Annotated in this window: 16 protein-coding genes; 4 read left to right on the top strand and 12 right to left on the bottom strand. The window is 54.6% G+C overall.

The window, feature by feature from the left end:
- The 5 genes from PAT3040_RS21875 to PAT3040_RS21895 form a co-directional block, all read right to left on the bottom strand.
- Positions 1-1,171, bottom strand: a 1,171-nt coding sequence (locus PAT3040_RS21875) for an ABC transporter substrate-binding protein (protein ID WP_108994384.1), incomplete at its 3' end; no start/stop codon positions are given.
- A 310-nt stretch (positions 1,172-1,481) separates the two neighbouring features.
- Complete coding sequence (locus tag PAT3040_RS21880) at positions 1,482-3,878, bottom strand: S-layer homology domain-containing protein (RefSeq protein WP_181376768.1); 2,397 nt, start codon at positions 3,876-3,878, stop codon at positions 1,482-1,484.
- Positions 3,879-4,057: 179 nt separating this feature from the next.
- A complete protein-coding gene (locus tag PAT3040_RS21885) occupies positions 4,058-6,115 on the bottom strand; it encodes a glycosyl hydrolase (RefSeq protein WP_181376769.1) in 2,058 nt (685 codons plus the stop codon).
- 190 nt (positions 6,116-6,305) lie between these two features.
- Positions 6,306-6,617, bottom strand: a complete 312-nt coding sequence (trxA, locus tag PAT3040_RS21890) for a thioredoxin (protein WP_087569952.1) — start codon at positions 6,615-6,617, stop codon at positions 6,306-6,308.
- Between the two features lie 74 nt (positions 6,618-6,691).
- On the bottom strand, positions 6,692-7,111 hold the full coding sequence (locus PAT3040_RS21895; RefSeq protein WP_087569953.1) for an RrF2 family transcriptional regulator: 420 nt from the start codon (positions 7,109-7,111) through the stop codon (positions 6,692-6,694).
- 266 nt (positions 7,112-7,377) lie between these two features.
- On the opposite strand from PAT3040_RS21895, the gene PAT3040_RS21900 reads away from it, so the two are divergent.
- Complete coding sequence (locus PAT3040_RS21900) at positions 7,378-7,590, top strand: hypothetical protein (protein WP_258235096.1); 213 nt, start codon at positions 7,378-7,380, stop codon at positions 7,588-7,590.
- A 236-nt stretch (positions 7,591-7,826) separates the two neighbouring features.
- On the opposite strand, the gene PAT3040_RS21905 is transcribed toward PAT3040_RS21900, so the two are convergent.
- From PAT3040_RS21905 to PAT3040_RS21915, 3 genes are read right to left on the bottom strand one after another with little or no spacing between them, the layout of a single operon-like run.
- On the bottom strand, positions 7,827-8,672 hold the full coding sequence (locus tag PAT3040_RS21905) for a carbohydrate ABC transporter permease (RefSeq protein ID WP_108994387.1): 846 nt from the start codon (positions 8,670-8,672) through the stop codon (positions 7,827-7,829).
- Entirely contained in the window at positions 8,669-9,565 is an 897-nt protein-coding gene (locus PAT3040_RS21910; RefSeq protein WP_108994388.1) for a carbohydrate ABC transporter permease, read from the bottom strand. Before PAT3040_RS21910 ends, PAT3040_RS21905 begins: the two co-directional genes overlap by 4 nt.
- A 22-nt stretch (positions 9,566-9,587) precedes the next feature.
- On the bottom strand, positions 9,588-10,922 hold the full coding sequence (locus tag PAT3040_RS21915; RefSeq protein WP_108994389.1) for an ABC transporter substrate-binding protein: 1,335 nt from the start codon (positions 10,920-10,922) through the stop codon (positions 9,588-9,590).
- A 258-nt stretch (positions 10,923-11,180) separates the two neighbouring features.
- On the opposite strand from PAT3040_RS21915, the gene PAT3040_RS21920 reads away from it, so the two are divergent.
- The 3 genes from PAT3040_RS21920 (at position 11,181) to PAT3040_RS21930 (ending at position 15,172) form a co-directional block, all read left to right on the top strand.
- Positions 11,181-11,933: a response regulator transcription factor gene (locus tag PAT3040_RS21920; protein WP_108994390.1), complete on the top strand. Its 753-nt coding sequence runs from the start codon at positions 11,181-11,183 to the stop codon at positions 11,931-11,933.
- A complete protein-coding gene (locus PAT3040_RS21925) occupies positions 11,930-13,684 on the top strand; it encodes a sensor histidine kinase (RefSeq protein ID WP_108994391.1) in 1,755 nt (584 codons plus the stop codon). The genes PAT3040_RS21920 and PAT3040_RS21925 overlap by 4 nt, the downstream gene beginning before the upstream one ends.
- 291 nt (positions 13,685-13,975) lie before the next feature.
- Positions 13,976-15,172: an acyltransferase gene (locus tag PAT3040_RS21930; RefSeq protein ID WP_108994392.1), complete on the top strand. Its 1,197-nt coding sequence runs from the start codon at positions 13,976-13,978 to the stop codon at positions 15,170-15,172.
- Positions 15,173-15,446: 274 nt separating this feature from the next.
- On the opposite strand, the gene hisC is transcribed toward PAT3040_RS21930, so the two are convergent.
- The 4 genes from hisC to mobA all read right to left on the bottom strand — a co-directional run.
- Positions 15,447-16,505 carry a histidinol-phosphate transaminase gene (gene hisC / locus PAT3040_RS21935; RefSeq protein ID WP_108994393.1) on the bottom strand — a complete coding sequence of 353 codons (1,059 nt, stop codon included), beginning with the start codon at positions 16,503-16,505 and terminating at the stop codon, positions 15,447-15,449.
- Complete coding sequence (locus PAT3040_RS21940; RefSeq protein WP_146200504.1) at positions 16,502-16,972, bottom strand: VanZ family protein; 471 nt, start codon at positions 16,970-16,972, stop codon at positions 16,502-16,504. Before PAT3040_RS21940 ends, hisC begins: the two co-directional genes overlap by 4 nt.
- 45 nt (positions 16,973-17,017) lie before the next feature.
- A complete protein-coding gene (locus tag PAT3040_RS21945) occupies positions 17,018-17,536 on the bottom strand; it encodes a GNAT family N-acetyltransferase (protein WP_108994395.1) in 519 nt (172 codons plus the stop codon).
- A gap of 103 nt (positions 17,537-17,639) precedes the next feature.
- The coding region (mobA, locus tag PAT3040_RS37315; protein WP_373863967.1) for a molybdenum cofactor guanylyltransferase at positions 17,640-17,862 on the bottom strand (223 nt) is incomplete at its 5' end.

Raw genomic sequence — 17,862 nt, forward strand, 5'->3', positions numbered from 1 at the left:
GCGCCACCCCTTCCGGCTGTACGCCGGCAGCTGCCGGAGTGCCGCCGTTCGCCGTTGCGATCGTTTTGATGCTTGCCGCGGATGTCAGGTGTTTCAAGAGTGCGATGGTTGCGTCTTTTTTAGCCGCGTTGTCGTAAGCCGCTTGCGACATGTAGAAACCGGTGCCGAAGCCGCCTACTACATCTTTGCCTGTGCCCACTCCGCCTGGAATCGCAGGGAAAGGAAGAACTGTCGTATTCGCCTTCACGTCGTCAGAGAAGCCGCCGATCGCCCACGAGCCTTCCAGAATCATAGCGGCCAGACCTTCGGAGTAGTAGTTCCCCGCCATGCCGAGGTCAATTGTCGCCGCGTCCTGCGGGAATGCGCCTAGGTCATACAGTTCTTTCATAGCCGCGAAACCTTTTTCCCAGTTCGGATCGATGCCGTCTTTCAAACCTTTGTTCTGACCCTCGGAACCGGCAGCGGCCAGTACGAAGTGCTCGATCAGGTAGTGGGATTGGTCGAACGGTCCGGACAAAGGAATGATGCCTTTCTTCGCAAACGCGCTTACTGCGGCTTTCATTTTATCCCAGTCGGTTGGAAGCTCGACGCCGTTCTCTTCGAACAGCTTTTTGTTTACCATCAGACCTTCGAAGAAGCCCGTCAGAGGAATCGCGTACGTTTTCCCGTCAGGGGAAGCGTTCTTTACGAAGTCCAGAGCCGCAGGAGCGAATCCGCCCTTCCAAGCCGCGTCGCCGTCCAGGATCTCATCCATCGCCACCACTTTGCCGGCTTTGATGATCTCGTTGGCATCAGCGCCCACGAAGTAGAACAGCAGATCCGGCTCGTTGCCGCTTGTCATGTCGGTGTTGACTTTCGTACGGAAGCCGTCGTCGTTCGCGGACATCACGTCGTTAACGACTTTCACGTTCGGGTTGGCTGTCGTAAATTCGTCGATGACGGCTTGGAAGGCTTCTTTCGCAGCATCCGTTCCGCCGAATGTGGAGAATACGCGAAGCTCCACTTTCTCAGCCGGCTTATCTGTCGGTTTCTCTGTCGCTTCCGCAGGCTTGTCGGTTGCTGTGGCGTTGCCGCCCGTGCTCGTGTTATTGCCGCCGTTATTGCCGCAAGCCGCTATGAACATCGTCATAACGAGCAATACGCTAAGGATGGACAATGCTGATTTTTTCACTTGAAAATCCCCCTCAAGATTATTTGGCCCCACCGCCGTCCGGTCAGGACGACCGAAACGCGATTGCCTTACAACCTCATGTTAGGGCAAGTCGAGGGATACTTTCTACGGTGCGAAGGGTGACATTCATCTGATGGGCGGGGGGACATTTATCGCGAGATCAGGGGGACATTTCTATTGCCGACCGGGGGGCGTCTTGCTGCCGCAAGAACTAAACGCGTCCCTCTTCTATAAATAGAAAAGAGCAGTCCGCCATGGCGGACTGCCCTTTTTCTGCGCCTTACGCGCTATCATTCTGCTTCATACATTCCTACATTCTAAGCGAATTTTCCTGCAGCTCGGCCCGTTTCTGCAAGTAACGGTAGAACGCGATGGACGCCTCCGCTCTCGTCACTTGCTTATCCGGCTGGAACCGGCCGTCCGACAAGCTCATAATGCCGAGTCCCACCACGATTGCAGACTGCCCCTTGTTATCGATGTCGGCCTCGTCCTTAAAGGATACTTTGAACAGATGATCGTTGTTCGCAAGAGAATTGTATCCCAGCGCCCGAACGATCAGCTCGGCCATCTCGTCGCGGCTTACCTTCCCGTCGGGATTGAAGGAGCCGTCTCCCACGTCGATCAGGTTGCTTGCGGCGGCTGCCTGCACATAGGAGAAATAGGCGGAGTCGGCCGCGACGTCGTTGAACATTGCTTTTGCTTGATTGCCGGACGACATTCCTTCGTAAGCGACGTATCGTCCGCCGCTGCTCGCCAGCACAAGCATCTTGATCAGCTCGCCTCTGGTGATCGCTTCGTTTGGACGCACCTTGCCATCCTCCAGATCCAACGCCTTGTAGGCAACCATCAACTGCAGCGATTGCTCGGCCCAATGACCTTCCGCATCCGTCGCCCGCGGGAGCTCAAGCGCCGTCTTCTCGCCCGTCTCCATGCTTCTCCAGTCACCGGTAACCGCGTCCAGATAGACGCTCTCGTGCACCTGCTTCGATGTCAGCTGGTAGACCAATTCCACAGTCGTCTTCTGCTTCAGATCCTCACTGATTTCCCCTGCCGCAATCATGACGTTCACTTTCTCGATCGGCATCGGTTCGCCGTCCCACCAATATTGCGTGTTCATTCGATACTGCAGCTTCGTGTCGTAGAAGCCCATCCAGCGATCGATCGCCTCGTCGGCCGACAACACGGCCGGCTTTTGGGCCGGATAGACATAATCGGCGATAGACGCTTCGAAGGATTGGATATTTCCGCTGCGGGCGTCGATCGAGACGTACACCCGATCGTATTCCACGACAGCTCCATGTACCCGATGCTCGAAGGAAATGGAGTAGTTCCCGATCTCCTCGGGCTTCCGATCCTTGTATTGCTCGGCTTCCGGTACGACGACATGCAGCTCATGCGCCAGCCATGGCAGTTGCTTGCGCACGGTATCCTCCGCCTTCTTAACCGCCGACTCCAACGTGATAGATGGCGAGGATGCGGCACTGCCGGCTTCGTTTGGACCATATTGATAGAAGCTGCGGATCACCCCGCTCTGGCTGTCTACGCTCGCCCAAGCGCCGCCGCTCTCGCGGCCATCCTTCTCGATCGTCCAGTTAAGATCCCAATACGAACGCGTCTTGCCCGTCGTTTCGTCCACATATTCGTTGTACGTCGCTTGCTGGAACACAGCGCCGCCAGGCAAGGAGAACGCCTTCTCGACGGCTTCCCGCGCGGCGTCTTCACTCTGCTTGCCCGCACGCGGCTTCGTTCCGAGCGGTTTGTCGCTGAGCGGCTTCTCGGACACCTTGCCTCCCCGCAAGCCCCCATAGAATTGGAACACTTCGCTCCGCTCCCCCGTCACCGCATCGACAGCGAAAGCAGGCAGGGCGTAGCTGAGCGCAGGCTCCAGCTTGCCGCCCGCATTGTAAGGAACGATGTATCGCAGCTGCGGCGCGGCCGCCTTACGAATCGCGTCCTCCGCCTCCGCATCGGACAGGATGTCGTTCTCCTTAGGGAAAACGATTGTCTCATCCCAATTCATTTCGAACGACTGCACGTGACCGTCGCTGTCCAGCTCCACTTGTATGTAATTGGCAGGGAAGAAGATTCCGTTTACAACACGCTCATATCTAAGCGTATGAATAACGGCTCCCGTCAGCGGCGGCAGCAGGCTCACGCCGAACGACTCATTGAGCCTCAGCTCCCCCAAGTAAGTGCCCGCGACCTGGCCGATAAAAGTTTTGGCAAGCGCCTTGGCATCCTCCCGATCTACCTTCAGCGGATAGACCGGCGGCGCGCTCGGCTCGTCCGAGTAGACACGGAAGTTCAACAATTGACCGGTATTGGCGTCAAGCGAGGCGTAGATGCTGCCCCGTTGCTTGCCGTTGACGCGTTTGATGAAGTTGAGCGTCCAATAACTCCGCGATCCATCCGCCAGCTTCGACGTGCCGCTGCTGGCTCCCTGCAGCGTGTATTCCTCCGGGATGCTGACATATTGCCGTAGCAGGCTCTCCGCCTTGGACTTGCTGATCGCTGTCTTGACATTGGCACCCGAGGCTGCCCCTGTACCTGGATTAGCCGCGCCTTCTCCCGACTCGACCTTCGCCGGCAAGCTTCCGCCCGCGGCTGAAGTGTCTGCCGATACCGGCACAGCCCAAGCCGTCGTCAGCATGGCCAGCGCAATCGCCGCGGCCGCCTTTCTTTTCCCATTTCCCTTCCAGTTACTCAAAGTCATTCCCCTTTCCAATTGTAAATTAATTCATATTAAAGACGATCTTTTTATGGGAATGGTTGCGTTTCCCTTGTAAAATTATGAATTTGCATCCGTCACCAATAGAAAAGATTTTTTTAAGCGGTCCAAAAGAATGCCCGGTCGCCGCAACAGCGCAGCAATCGGGCATTCGGCTTTTAATTTTCGCTATAAGCAATCGAAGTATCTATACCGACCAAGCTGCGCTGCGGGTCCCAGGTGACGCCGAAGTCAATCAGCTTTGCAATGTCGCGCAGCTTAAAGTAGTTATTGCCGTCGATGTTGTAAGCGATCAACGGCACCTCGAGGCCGTCCACATACAGCTTGGAGCCCGTCTGCAGCGCCGTCTTGTTCTTAGCGTCCAAGTTTCCAGCGGCAAGCTCTCCCCCGACAGGGGTATAGGCCTCGCCGACCGCCAGGCTGATAGCTTTCTTTGCATTGTCCCAGCCTACCTGGAACGCACCCTCTGTGCCGTCCAGCGCCATGGCGAGATCCCGCAGCTTGAAGTAATTGCTGCCTGCGATTTTGTACGCGTCAAACGACACCTTGCTGCCATTAACAAGTACATCGGACGCGCTTGGCGTCGCCACCGCCGTCGGCTGCTTCACTGCGATGGATACGGTCTTCTCCGAAACCGGCTTGCCGTTTACGGCATAGGCGGTCACCTTAAGCCCTACCGTCTTATTGTTGTGCGGAGCAAAGTCGTACTTGAACGACCAGGGCGCCTTCGTCGCCGTCGCGATCGTCTTGCCGCCGATGGAGTAAACCACTTTGGACAGAATCGGCTCAACCGTTCGGATAAACGCGCTGAGCTCGACAGGCTTCGGCGCAACGGTTGTACCCAGCGGCTTGTACGAAACCTTCGACTCACCGCCTATCGTTGACAGATAAAATGGATTGGCGACCGCAGCCTTGTATGCGGCCAGCACCTTCGCGTTATCCGATAAGCTATACGAATTAAGTCTCCCGTCTGCCGTCCTCGTCGTATCGAACCAGAAGACGCCCTTGACCCCGGGATAAAGCATGGGAAGATTGGCGTAAAACTGCTCGATCTGATAGACCGCCCAATCCGACTTGTCGGTATGATGAACGGGGTCCGAGTAGGAGATGCCGCCCTCGGAAATAAATACCGGCTTCTTTTTGCCGTACAGCTTGTAGATATTATCGAATTTCTCGATAAAGCTGGACCGGTCTACGCCTTTCTTAAGCGGGTCAAGCGTTCCGTTGTGCGCCTGGTACATACTGACACCGACCCAGTCGACGTATTCGTCTCCAGGGTAATAATCTTCGATGTTGTCGATTGGGAAGTAAGCCGGCGCCCAGACCATCGCGACATTTGGCGCTTCCTCGCGGAACACCTTGGCCACGATTCTGAATTTGTCGATATAGTCCTGCGGATTCGTCTCGTACCACTCGATCCAGCTGCCGTTCATCTCGTTCGCGAATCGAAGAAAGATGGGGATGCCGACATCCTTGGCGGAGCGGGCCAGCGAACGCAAATATTCTCCGTCCTGTACCTCATCCAATCCATTTATGGGCTGCAACGCAACCTGAAGGCCGACGCCAGCGGCTTTGGCGCGCTCGATATGCCCGCTGTATTGGCTAAAAAACGGTTTCCCCCAGCTCGTGTACAGCAGATACATGGCATGTTTTTTACCCGTCAACTCCGGAAAGGCGCTAATATAATGAGGATTGCCGTCCGTAGAATCATGCACTTTCTTGTCCGCTTCGGCATAAGCGCCTATGTAGGCCCCCGTCTTTGGCTCATACGGCGCGCCGTGGTAGATCGTATTCGGCGTCTCGCCCGCCTCCTGCGTAACGAACAGCTCTATGCGGCTGCGCACCCAATCCGCCTTCCGATTGGCGGCGATGGATTCTTGCATCTTGCCGCCTTTGGCCCAATAAGCCGCCTCGCTCTCCCAGCTTTTGACCGCATCGTCATACTTGGCCAGCGCAATCTGGGATTCCGCCATCTTGTTGTACATTAACGCCGCGTTCGTAACTTCTCCGCTCTCCACAAACAGCCTGATGCTGGCTTTATAACCCTCGATAGCGGGCTCGTGCCTGCCAGCCGCCCTATCCTCTTCCGCCTGCTTGTACAACTGCCACACATTGGCCGCCGCAACCGGCTTAACCTCCATCATAAACAACGAAATTACCGTTGCGAAAATGAGAAATAATTTGACTCTTACCATGCTTCCAGCCCTGCGATTCAATCTTCTCTGCCTCCAGTTTCCTAGTCGAATAGTCATGTTTCCATTGCTGTATTCGCTAATGAACTGGGAAATTCCTCCTCCCAATCCTCCAAGTTCAACATCGGAAGGCCTATTTAAACAAAAAACCGCCGGCTGCAGCTTTGGGCTGCGCCGGCGGTCATGCGATTGTCGAGGGTTGCGACAATACCATTTACATTTGGTTAGCGATCTTGGCTTTCAGAGCGTCTTTGCTCTGCAGGCCGACCATCTTGTCAACCGGTTGACCGTCCTTGAACAGGATCAGCGTCGGGATGCTCATTACTCCGAATTGGGAAGCGAGCTCGGGCTGTTCGTCCACGTTGATCTTTGCGATCGTCGCTTGGCCTTCCAGTTCTGTAGCCAGCTCCTCTACGATTGGAAGCTGCATCTTGCAAGGTCCGCACCATGGTGCCCAGAAGTCAACCAGGGATACGCCGCTTTCCACGCTTTGCGTGAAGTTGTCTTTAGTCAGTGCTACTGCCATTGTTAATCATCCTCTCTTATCCAATTCTATATGATCAAGGGGAATAACCCGTATCACCATCACTTCTTTACCCGCTAATCGCACGCGTGAATCTGCTTTAGCACATTGCCGATCGTAATGCCGAGGAAATGCTCCTCCAGCTGCTTCTCCGCCTTGCAGAAGATGCCGTACATGACCTGCGTCATGTTGGAGCCTACCTTGCAATCCATGTCCGGATCGCCGGAGCACCAGCTTGGGATCAGCGAGCCTTGGGCCATCACCCGGTAAATATCGGCCAGCGTAACGGATTCGGGATCGATCGTTAAGCGATAGCCGCCTCCCGAGCCCTCGCGCGTCTCGACATAGCCGCTTTTGCGCAAAGCGCTCATTACCTTGCGAACGCGGGCGGAATGCGTGCCTACGTTCTCGGCAATCATGTCGCTGCTCGCCATCTTCTCCGGCAAGTAAGCCAAGTATACCAGACTGTGCACGGCAATTGTAAATTCACTGTTCACGGTAAGCGAGCCTCCTTGCTTGTTACTGTAATAATATCCGTTACAGTTAGTCTTGTCAAGAGGCAGCACATTTTTTTCACCATGCTAGATAGCATGCGAAACATGACCGCTGGTTATGCAGGGGCTATTCGAGCTCGGGACATTTTTTTGCGTTCGGCAGTCATGATGGCAGCAGGTTCCCGAATACAATGAAATACCTGCTCCGAGTCGAAGGAGCGGCGAGTCTCCAATCCATGCGCTCGGCGGCGAGCCTTGAGGAGGTGGTGATGATGGGATTGTTTGGAAGGCGATGGGTGACGGTCCGAACGGAGAGCGGCTCCAAGGCGGACGACATCGACAGACTGCAAGCCGTGTTCAAGAGCAACGGGTTGAAGTCGAAGATTTTGATGGAAGGCAGCCATCTGAAAAAAATTCAAGTCACAACCAAAGATGTTGAACGCGCGAAGGAGCTGATCGACGTTTTTGAACAGGAAATTTGATGGAATGTACTTCATGCCCGTTCAAGTGGAATAAACCAAAAATAGGTTTTGGGAAACGAATTTATCAAGAAAATGGACCTCAAATGCCACTTCGAAGTGGCATTTGAGGTCCATTCGTTTATTAATGGGAAAGCTCCCGTTCAGATCCTCCAACCCGGCAAATAATCAGAGATGTTCCCCAGCATCCGCCGGAAAAGCTCCTTGTTTCCCCTTCGAAGCTCATGAGTCTTCCTCCCTTATCCTTTTAACCCTGTAGTCGAGATGCCTTCCACGAAATACTTCTGAGCCATGAAGAATAAAATGATGCACGGCACGATGCTGACGACGGACATGGCCAGCACCTGGTTCCACGACACCGCCGAAGATGCGTCCAGCGTCATGCGAAGACCAAGCGATACCGTAAACTTCTTCACGCTGCTGATATAGATGATGGAATTGAAAAAGTCGTTCCACGTCCAGATGAACTGGAAGATGCCGACGGAGAAGATTGCGGGCTTGCAAAGCGGCAGCAGAATCCGTATTAATATCGTGAACGAGTTGCAGCCGTCGATCTTCGCCGATTCGTCCAGCTCCCGCGGCAAGCCGCGGAAGAACTGGATCAGCATGTAGACGAAAAACGCCGATGTCGCAAACGCCGCCGGCACGATAAACGGCAGGTACGTGTCCAGCCAGCCCATCTTGTTGAACAAAATGTAGCGCGGAATCATAATCGTCGAATCCGGCAGCATCAGCGTCGCCATCATGAGCGAGAACAGAATCGTCTGCAGCGGGAATCGGAATCGGGCGAAGCCGTAAGCGACGACAACGCTGGAGACAATGGTGAAGATTACGGTCGGAACGACCAGCACGAACGTATTAAGATAAAAATCCTTGAAGCCGTACTGGCCCGTGCCTGCCCATCCCTTCGCGTACGAATCCGTCACGTAGCTTCCCGCGAACAGGCTGCTGGAGCCGAAGATGTCCGCATTCGTCTTTAACGACGATACGACCAGCCAGATAAGCGGATAGACCATGGCGAAGCCCAGCACGACGAGTAATACGTAGGACAGCGTCTTGTTGCTCCCGTTTCGGGCATCCGTCATTTGCCTTTCCCCCCATCCTCGTAGTGCACCCAGTACGTCGAGCTTTTGAAAATAACCGCCGTCACGATCATGATGATGACGAACAGCACCCAGGACAAGGCCGATGCATAGCCCATCTTGAAGAAGGTAAACGCTTCTTCATACAGCTTTAGGGCGTACAGATACGTCGATTTCATCGGTCCCCCGTTCGTAATGACGAAGGCGCCCGTGAATTCCTGGAACGCGTTGACCATCTGCATGATCAGGTTGAACAAAACGATCGGCGTCAGCAGGGGTACCGTGATGGTGAAGAACAGCCGCGTCTTGGACGCTCCGTCGATGGCTCCCGCTTCATATAAGTCGCCGGGGATCTGCTTCAATCCCGCCAGGAACAAAACCATGGACGAGCCGAATTGCCAAACCGACAGCATGCCCAGCGTGTACAACGCGATATCGGGATCGCCAAGCCAGTCTACCGCCGGGAGGCCAAGCGCGCCCGTCATGCCGTTGACGACTCCGTCCTTCATGAACAGGAATCTCCAGAGGACGGATATTGCCACGGAACCCCCAAGGATGGACGGCAAGTAATACATCGTCCGGAAGAAGTTGATGCCGCGCAGCTTGGCGCTTAGGATCAGGGCGATGAACAAGGCGAACGCAAGCTTGACCGGTACCGCCATCAGCACGTAGATCGTCGTCACCTTTAGGGCCTGGAGAAATCCGGGATCGTCCGTCAATATCTTCTTATAGTTGTCTAATCCCACGAACGTCGGAGCGCTGACCATATTGAAATCGGTAAACGAATAATAGAACGAAGAGAGAAACGGATAGAACTGAAAGACGAGCAGGCCGACGACCCAAGGGAGCACGTAAAGCAAGCCGACATATTGGTAGTTTCTTTTCTTCAGGGACACGGTATCATCGGCTCCTTTCCTTCTACTTTCTTCCTTGCAGCTCGCTCAGCTTCTTCTCCAGACCTTCGATCAGCTCGTCCGCGCCTTGCTCCGGCGTATTCCGTCCGTATGCGACCTTCTCGATCGTGTCCTGCAGGATAGCGGAAATCTCGGAATTGGTCGAGATGGAATTTTCGACGATGCCCGCGTTCGCGAGGCCTTCCTCCACCGCCTTCGTGATGGCGGGATCGATCTTGCCTGCTTCTACCGCCGCTTGCTGCGCCTTCGACGATGACGGGACCGAACGAACGTCGCCCAGGATTGCTGCGGCTTCCGGATCATTCATGAACCAGTTCAGGAAGGCGGTTGCCTCTTCGGGATGCTTGCTCTTCTTGCTGATCGCGATCAGTTGGGAAGGGCGAACCACGACCGACGAAGCTTTAGCGTCGAGAGCCGTAGCCGGCAGCGACGTCGTCACTTCCGTCCCCTCGGACAGGACATTGCGCAGCGACAGAAGCGTGCTGCTCATCGAGGAGATCATCACGATATCGCCGTTGATCCACTTCGGGTTTTGCTCCGTCTTCCCGTAGAACAAATCCGCCTCGCCCAGCGGCTGGTAGACACCCGCTTTTATCGCCTTGTCCATCCAAGTAAGTACGGCAACGGCATCTTCTTTGGCGAAGCCCAGCGTATAATCGTCTTTGATCCATTGATCGCCTATTCTCTGCTTGAGCATGTTGGTGAAGTCACCCATAAGATGACCATGATCCGCCAGCAGCAAGAACTTGGAGCTGTCCTTCTCATGAAGCTTCTTGCCTTCTTCGTAGAGGCGCTCCCAATCCCACCGGATGTCGGTCGGGACGCCCAAGCTGTCGGCCGCCGTCTTGTTGATGACCAAGGCGTATGCATTGACGCCCGTCGGCAGCGCCACCAGCTTGTCGTTATAGGTGCCGAAGTTGTCGAGGAACGCGGAATCGAAGCCATCGAGCGGCAGGCCAGGCAAATCCTTCAGCTCCAAGAAGCTGTCACTGCGAGAGAGCTCGTTCATCCAAGGCACGTCCAGCTGCATGATGTCGGCCGAAGTGCCGCCAGCGAGTTGCGTCTTCACTTTCTGCTCGTAGCCGTCGAAGCCTTGATACTCCGCTTCGATCGTGACGTTTGGCGCGATGGCCTTGTAGGCTTCGATCGCGGCAAGCGTAGCCTCGTGGCGCTCCTGGCCGCCCCACCAGCTAAATCGCAGCGTCACGGCTTTGTCGCCGCCGTCTCCATTTCCGCTATTGTTGCCGTTGCCGTTCGTTCCTGACGAGCAGCCTGCCAGCAAAACGACCATGGCCGTAGCGGCGAGTATGCCGGATTTCCATTTGTTTCTTTTGTTCATCGTGTATTCTCCCCTTCTAGTGTGTATTTGAAATCGCTTACCCGAAGTATAAACCTATCGGGCAACGTCTTTAAGGCATCCAATCTTGGATTTCAGTATCACTTTTTCAGCAGAATGGCATCTTAGTATCATCATCTTGGATAAGGTGTCATTTTTCCCGAGAATGCGCTTTCGAAAGCACTTTCATTCTAAATCATATACAATGGAGAGAGAAAGAACCCAAGGCTCCAACGACTTCAGAACGCAAGAGGTGAGCTTATGTTTAATCTGCTACTGGTCGACGACGAGGCTGACGCCAGAGAAGCGCTGTCTAATTATTTCCCATGGAACGAAGTGGGATTCCGAATCGCCGGACAAGCCGGCAACGGCAAGGAAGCGCTCGAGTTTCTACTTAAGAACGATCCTCCCATCGACGTCATCCTGACCGACATCAAGATGCCCGTCATGTCCGGCATCGAGCTGGCGGAGGCGGTCTACGAGCGCAAGCACGACGCCCAGGTCATCTTCCTGAGCAGCTACAGAGAGTTCGAGTATGCGCAGAAGGCGCTCAAATACAGGGTCAAAAATTATATCGTCAAACCGGCGAAGTATCAGATGCTTCTCGACGTGTTCGGTCAACTGCGGGTAGAGCTGGAGGAGCAACGCAGGGAGCGCCCGGCTCGCGATGACGAAGGCGCAAGCGAAGAAGGGCTGCTGATCGCGCGCATCAAAGCGTATGTCCGCAGCGAATACAGGGACGCCACGCTGGATCATGCCGCCCAGCAGGTCCATCTGAACGCGAATTATCTCAGCTTCCTGTTCAAGCAGAAGACCGGCCAAAATTTCTCCGACTATCTGATTCGGGTAAAGATGGAGGTCGCCCTTAAGCTGCTTCGCGATATGCGCTACAAGACGTACGAAATTAGCGAGATGGTCGGCTACGCCAACGCCAAAAACTTCACGCGGACCTTCAAATCGTTCTACGGCAAGACGCCCAGCGAATACAGGAACGGGCTGCATGCGATGCCATGAAACGACGGTATTTTGCCAAACATCTGGCGACGTTCCTCATTCCGCTCCTTTTCCCGCTGCTCATTCTGGGCTCGCTTTCGTTTTTTACGACCCAGCATGATATGAAGAAGGACATTAACCGGAACAGCCACTTTCTACTGACGCAATCGCAGAATCAGCTGGAGCTTATTCTGCGCGAGATCGATACGCTGAAGCTGGCTCTCTTCCAGAACTCCCGGGTTTTCAACGAGCTGTCGGCCATTCTGCAGCAGCCCGAGTTCTCTTACGAGAGCTCCAAGTCGTACCAGCTCGCCTTCAGCTTTATTAATGCGATGACGAGCTCCAAACCTTATATCGACTCCTTTTACTTCTATAGCGACAATCCATACCGGCGCTTTGTTTCGTCCGCGGACGGCATATCCTCGCTGGATCACTTCCGGGACACAAGCTGGTTCATCAACTTCATGGACTATAAGGGACCGCCTGCCGAATGGACGGAGCGACGCAAGGTAGCCGCCTACGATTTGCAGCAGACGACCGACGTCGTCACCATCTACCATGTGCTTGCCGAAGAGAAGATCGGCATCTTCCTCAACATCCGTACCGCATATATCGAACGGCTGCTGCGGGATATAACGAACTACGAAGGCCAGCTCTTTCTCGTGCTGGACGAAGGAAACCGCGTATTGTTCGCGAACCGTCCGCAATACGACATCGGCGAAGCCGAACTCGCGGCCATCGCCTCGCGCGATGAAGCATCCTTCGACATGGAGTTGCCCGGCGGCGAAGCCGGCGTCACGAAGATCGAATCGGGGCGTTACGGCTGGAAGTACGTCTCGGTCATTCCGCATGCTTCGCTGTACGAGACGCCCTCCCGCATTCTGAACTACACCGTTTTGTTCGCCTGCGTTTCCTTCGCGCTCGGCCTGCTGCTTACCTTGTACCTGACCCGCCGCAATTACCGGCAGCTGCTCGCCATTACGTCGCTGATCCGATCCGCGGAGAACAATAAGTCGCAGCTTCAGTCGCCCAAGCGGGTAAAGGACGAATACACGTATATCATGCAGAACATGGTGCAGCACTTCATCGAGCACCGGTACGTCCAGACGCAGCTGTCGGAGAAGAAGTACAAGCTTCAATTTATGGAACTGCTGGCGCTGCAATCGCAAATCAACCCGCATTTTCTGTACAATACGCTGAATTCGATCTATTGGGAGACCGTCGGGCTGACAGGCAAACCGAACAAGGCAAGCACCATGATCGAGCACCTTTCCGACATGTTGTCTTATTCGTTCAGCAATCCGGCCAATGAGGTGACGTGGGAGGAAGAGATTGCGAACACGTCCAGCTACATCCACATTCAAAAACAGCGCTACAAAGAGCAGTTCGATGTCGAATTTCAATACGGGGAAGATGTGCTGCCCTACTACACGCTGAAGCTGCTGTTGCAGCCGCTGGTGGAGAACAGCCTGTACCACGGCATCAAGGAGAAGAACGGCCGCGGGCTGATCCGGATTCGGATTACGCGCGCCGGCGAGGAGCTTCGCCTGAGGGTTGTCGACAACGGCATCGGCATTCCGGAAGAACGTCTTGCCTATCTCCGCCAGGCCTTGTCCGACGAAGGGGAGCCCTCTCGCCATATCGGACTGATTAACACGCACCGAAGACTCCGCCTCATGTACGATGCCGGCTACGAGCTTAGGCTTTGGAGCAAGGAGGGGCTGGGCACCGTCGTGTCGATCCGGTTGCCGCTGCGGGATCGGCCTTCTTGAACGAGCTATACCGCCATAGAAGTAGTCAGGGCTATCCCGCGTCATGATCGACGATTTGGGATGGCCCTCGTTATTTTGTCATACTTTGTATTTACATGACGATTCATGACCTATTGTGAATATCTTGTAAATGAATAACAAAAGTTAAATTAAAATATTTTAATGTTCCATTTATTGATATTGTAAACCGCAACGAACTGCCTTGAATTGGCGTTGATTATAGTGTTAACATGAATTGTATATGTATCATGCAGAAATAAAAAATTAATTATAAATGGAGGACCCAGGAACATGACCCAACCCGCACAACCGGAACGGACGCATATCCCGGAGCTGCAACTCGTGCGCGCGCTTGCCATCCTCGGCGTGCTGACCGTGCATGCCAGCGCAACCGCCACCATCACCATGAAGGAATCCGCGTATTACTATTTCTACAATTTCATTAATACCGTCATGCGCTTCGGCACCCCGACCTTCATTTTGCTCAGCAGCTTTGTCCTATTTTACAGCTATTACTCCAGACCTTTGAACGGCAAGCTTATTGCAGGCTTCTACAAGAAGCGGCTATTGTACATTCTCATTCCCTATGTCGTCTTCTCGGCGATCTACTTCGCTTATGTAAAAGACTTAACCGGCGTTCCGATCTGGAGTCTGGAGTCGATTGGCGAATTTTTGAGCAAGCTGTTAATGGGCGAGGTGTACGCTCATCTGTATTTCGTCTTCATCAGCATCCAGTTCTATTTGCTGTTCCCGATTGTGTTGTGGGCCGCGAAGCGATGGAAGAACCTTGCGCTCTGGTTCGTGCCGCTTGGCTTCGTTCTTCAGTGGACATTCGTGCTGTTGAATCTCCATTACTGGCAATTGCCCAACAAGGGAAGCTGGGCTCCGACCTACTTCTCGCTTTTCTTCCTGGGTGCGACGCTTGGCATCTACTATCCGAAGATCAAAGGCTGGCTGGCCATGACTCGCGACAACTTGAATGTGGGCCGCGCTGTTTTGTGGCTTATGGTCTGGGGCGCCTGGATTGGGGCATCCGCCGCGCACGTGACCGTTTGGTACAACGCGAGGCTGTACGGCACGAACTATCCCGCCGAGCTCTATGAAATCTTGTGGAATGCGCAATCCGTCCTGGCTGCGCTCGTCCTCTTGCATTCGGCATTTTTTATCTATCGCCATCTGCCTGCAGGACTATCTGCCATGCTCTATCGGCTCGGGCAGCTGTCATTCGGCATTTATCTGGTGCATCTGCTTTACCAAGCCTGGTTCGAGAGACTATTGCCCGCTCCAACCTCGGCCAGCGCCCTTCATCTCTACTATCTGGCAAGCTGGGCCATTATGTTGGCCGCATCTTGGCTGACCGTGTCGCTAATCTCCCGCTTCGTGCCTTTCGCCTGGATTTTATTCGGCAAAGTGCCTGCGGCACAGAAGCTTCAGCGGAGCGGAGCGAAGGCTCCCGTTCCTGCCGGGAAGCGGACCGTTGCGGGCTAGACGCTGGCGCCGCGACACGGCAGTACTCGCAGACATTGGTCAAGTCTGACGGGACTTGGACGAATTGACAATAGCAAAGGCGGTGCCTGGGAGAAATCCTGGCACCGCCTTTGCGTTATGGCTTAAGTTCTTCCTCGTTGGGTCATCTACTTTAGCCGCGCGGCCGACTGCCTCTGTAGCCCGATTTTCTCGGACTTCAATTCAACAAGCCCCGCTGCAACGCAGCTCAAGCAGCGCAGTTTAACGCGCGCCATCGCCGCGGACCGTTTTTCCGCTACTCCACGATCTCCCTCAGAGCCCCGACGAACGTATTCATCTCCTCGTCGGTGCCGATGCTGACCCGCAAGTAGTTGTCGATGCGCGGGGAATTGAAGTAGCGCACCAGCACGCCCCGCTCCCGAAGTTCCGCGAACAGCTCGCTTGCCGGAATAGCAGGATGCTCGATGAACAGGAAGTTCGCCTTGGAGTCCGTCGAACGGAAACCAAGCTCCTTCACTTGCCGAGCTACGCGCTCACGGGTCGCAATCACCTTATCCGTCGTTTCGCGGAAGTAAGCTTCGTCCGCAAGCGAGGCTACCGCGCCGCGAAGAGCGACTCGATCCATTGTGTAGGAGTTGAACGAGTTTTTAATCCGATTAAGACCGTCGATCAACTCCTCCGAGCCAAATGCAAAGCCGACGCGAAGTCCCGCTAGCGAACGAGACTTCGACAACGTCTGCACGACGAGCAGATTCGGGAATTGCGGCACCAGGGTTACCGCTGATTGTCCGCCGAAGTCGATATATGCTTCGTCGATGATGACGACGTTGTCCGGATTGCGCTCCAGCAGGGAGCGAATCTCGGACAGCGGAATGAGCTGCGCCGTCGGCGCGTTGGGATTCGGCATGATGATGCCGCCGTGTTCGCCCTGGAACTGCTCCATGGGGATGTTGAACTCCTCGTCCAATGGAATCAGCTTGGGCGAGAGTCCGTACAGCTTGGCATACACCTTGTAAAAGCTGTATGTAATATCCGGGAACAGCAGAGGCTTCGCGGGATCGAAGAACGCCGCGAAGGCAAACGCCAGCACTTCGTCCGAGCCATTGCCGACGAAGGTCTGCTCCGGCGACAAGCCGCAATAATTCGCTGCTGCCCGAACGAGCTCGTCGCAAGTAGGATCGGGGTATAAACGCAGGTCGTCATTAACCGCGTCTTCCATCGCTTTCAGCGCGGCAGGGGAAGGCGGGTACGGATTTTCGTTGGTATTCAGCTTTACATAGGTCTTGTCCTTGGGCTGCTCACCGGGCACGTATGGCACGAGCGAAGCTGCAAGCGGACTCCAGAACTTGCTCACTTGTTCAATCTCCCTTCTGTCATGAACGGCCGCGCCAGCATCAGACCGATCCAGGCGCCCGCCGTGTTCAGCAGTATGTCGTCAATATCGAAGCTGCCGACGCGAAGCAACATCTGCGCCAGCTCCACGCACGTAATTATCGTCACGCAAGCCGCCACCATCCGGAAGCCGGACCTGAACCGCTTGTTAAACAACGGCAGGAACATACCGATGGGGATGAAGAGGACGACGTTTCCGAATAAATTTTTGAACCAGGTGTCGAAGTTGAAGTGGTCCCGGTGCACGATATATCGCTCTATCGTATCGAACGGCACCAAATTGTACGCATAACCGGTGTAGAAATAGCGATTCCGATAGAATAGCAAGTATAACATAATAGCGGTATAGACCAATGCGCAAATCAACAAGAAGCCGTTAAAAAAGATGTTCTTACTGTAGGCGTTCCGAAACAGCTTGACCACCGTCACCCCCTAACCGCCCCTTGCTGGAAGGGAGCTGAGTATTGCGTGAAGTTACGTTACTCGAAGACCCGCAATGACCAAATCCCGCTCCACGCCGTCCAACACAGCCACTCTCGGCAGCAAGCCCCAACGCTGGAATCCAAACTTCTCGAGCAATGCCAGACTCGGCCTATTATGACCGAAGATGAAGCCGACAAGCGTCGTCAGACCCAGCCGCGGACATGCCTCTATCGCCTTTTCGATCAGGTAGGAGCCCAGTCCCTGCGAACGATATTCCTCCGCAATATAGATGCTGATCTCCGCCGTCGCCTGGTAAGCGGCTCTGCCATAGAACGATTGGAAGCTCAGCCAAGCCGCGATTTCGCCGTCTTCCCGCCTGCGAACAACCCAGATGGGTCTTTCCTCCGGCGAATGGGCATTGAACCAGGCCCGTTTGCTCTCTACTGATACCGGCTCGAGATCCGCGGTCACGACCCGACCCGCAATAGTAGAATTGTATATCTCCACGATGCGATCCAAATCCCGCTCGGCTGCGTCCCTTATTTCATACGTCTGATTGATGTCAGTCATCTCCGATGTCCCTGCCTTCCGTCATCCTCTGCCGATTGCTCCAGCTGCTCTTGCTGTCTGTTGCGGCCATCGTCGTCCCGCTTATCTTATTTAGTGTACTCACTCATTCTTCTATCTTATGAGGCTTGTTCGCCAAATACGTCTCGTATTGCTCTGGCGTATTCAGATTATAGAGTCCGTATGCCGCCTTCTCCTGCTCGGTCAGTGTCAGCTCGACGGCTCCGGCGCGGCGCAGCAAAGACATCAGACGGTAATCGCCGTCGGCTAACGCCCGCTCCGCGAGCCGCGCAAGCCCCGTGTGGTACAGCGCGTGCAGCGGCTCGCCC

Origin of the sequence: Paenibacillus agaridevorans (genome assembly GCF_003112455.1) — a bacterium.
Lineage (GTDB): Bacteria > Bacillota > Bacilli > Paenibacillales > Paenibacillaceae > Pristimantibacillus > Pristimantibacillus agaridevorans.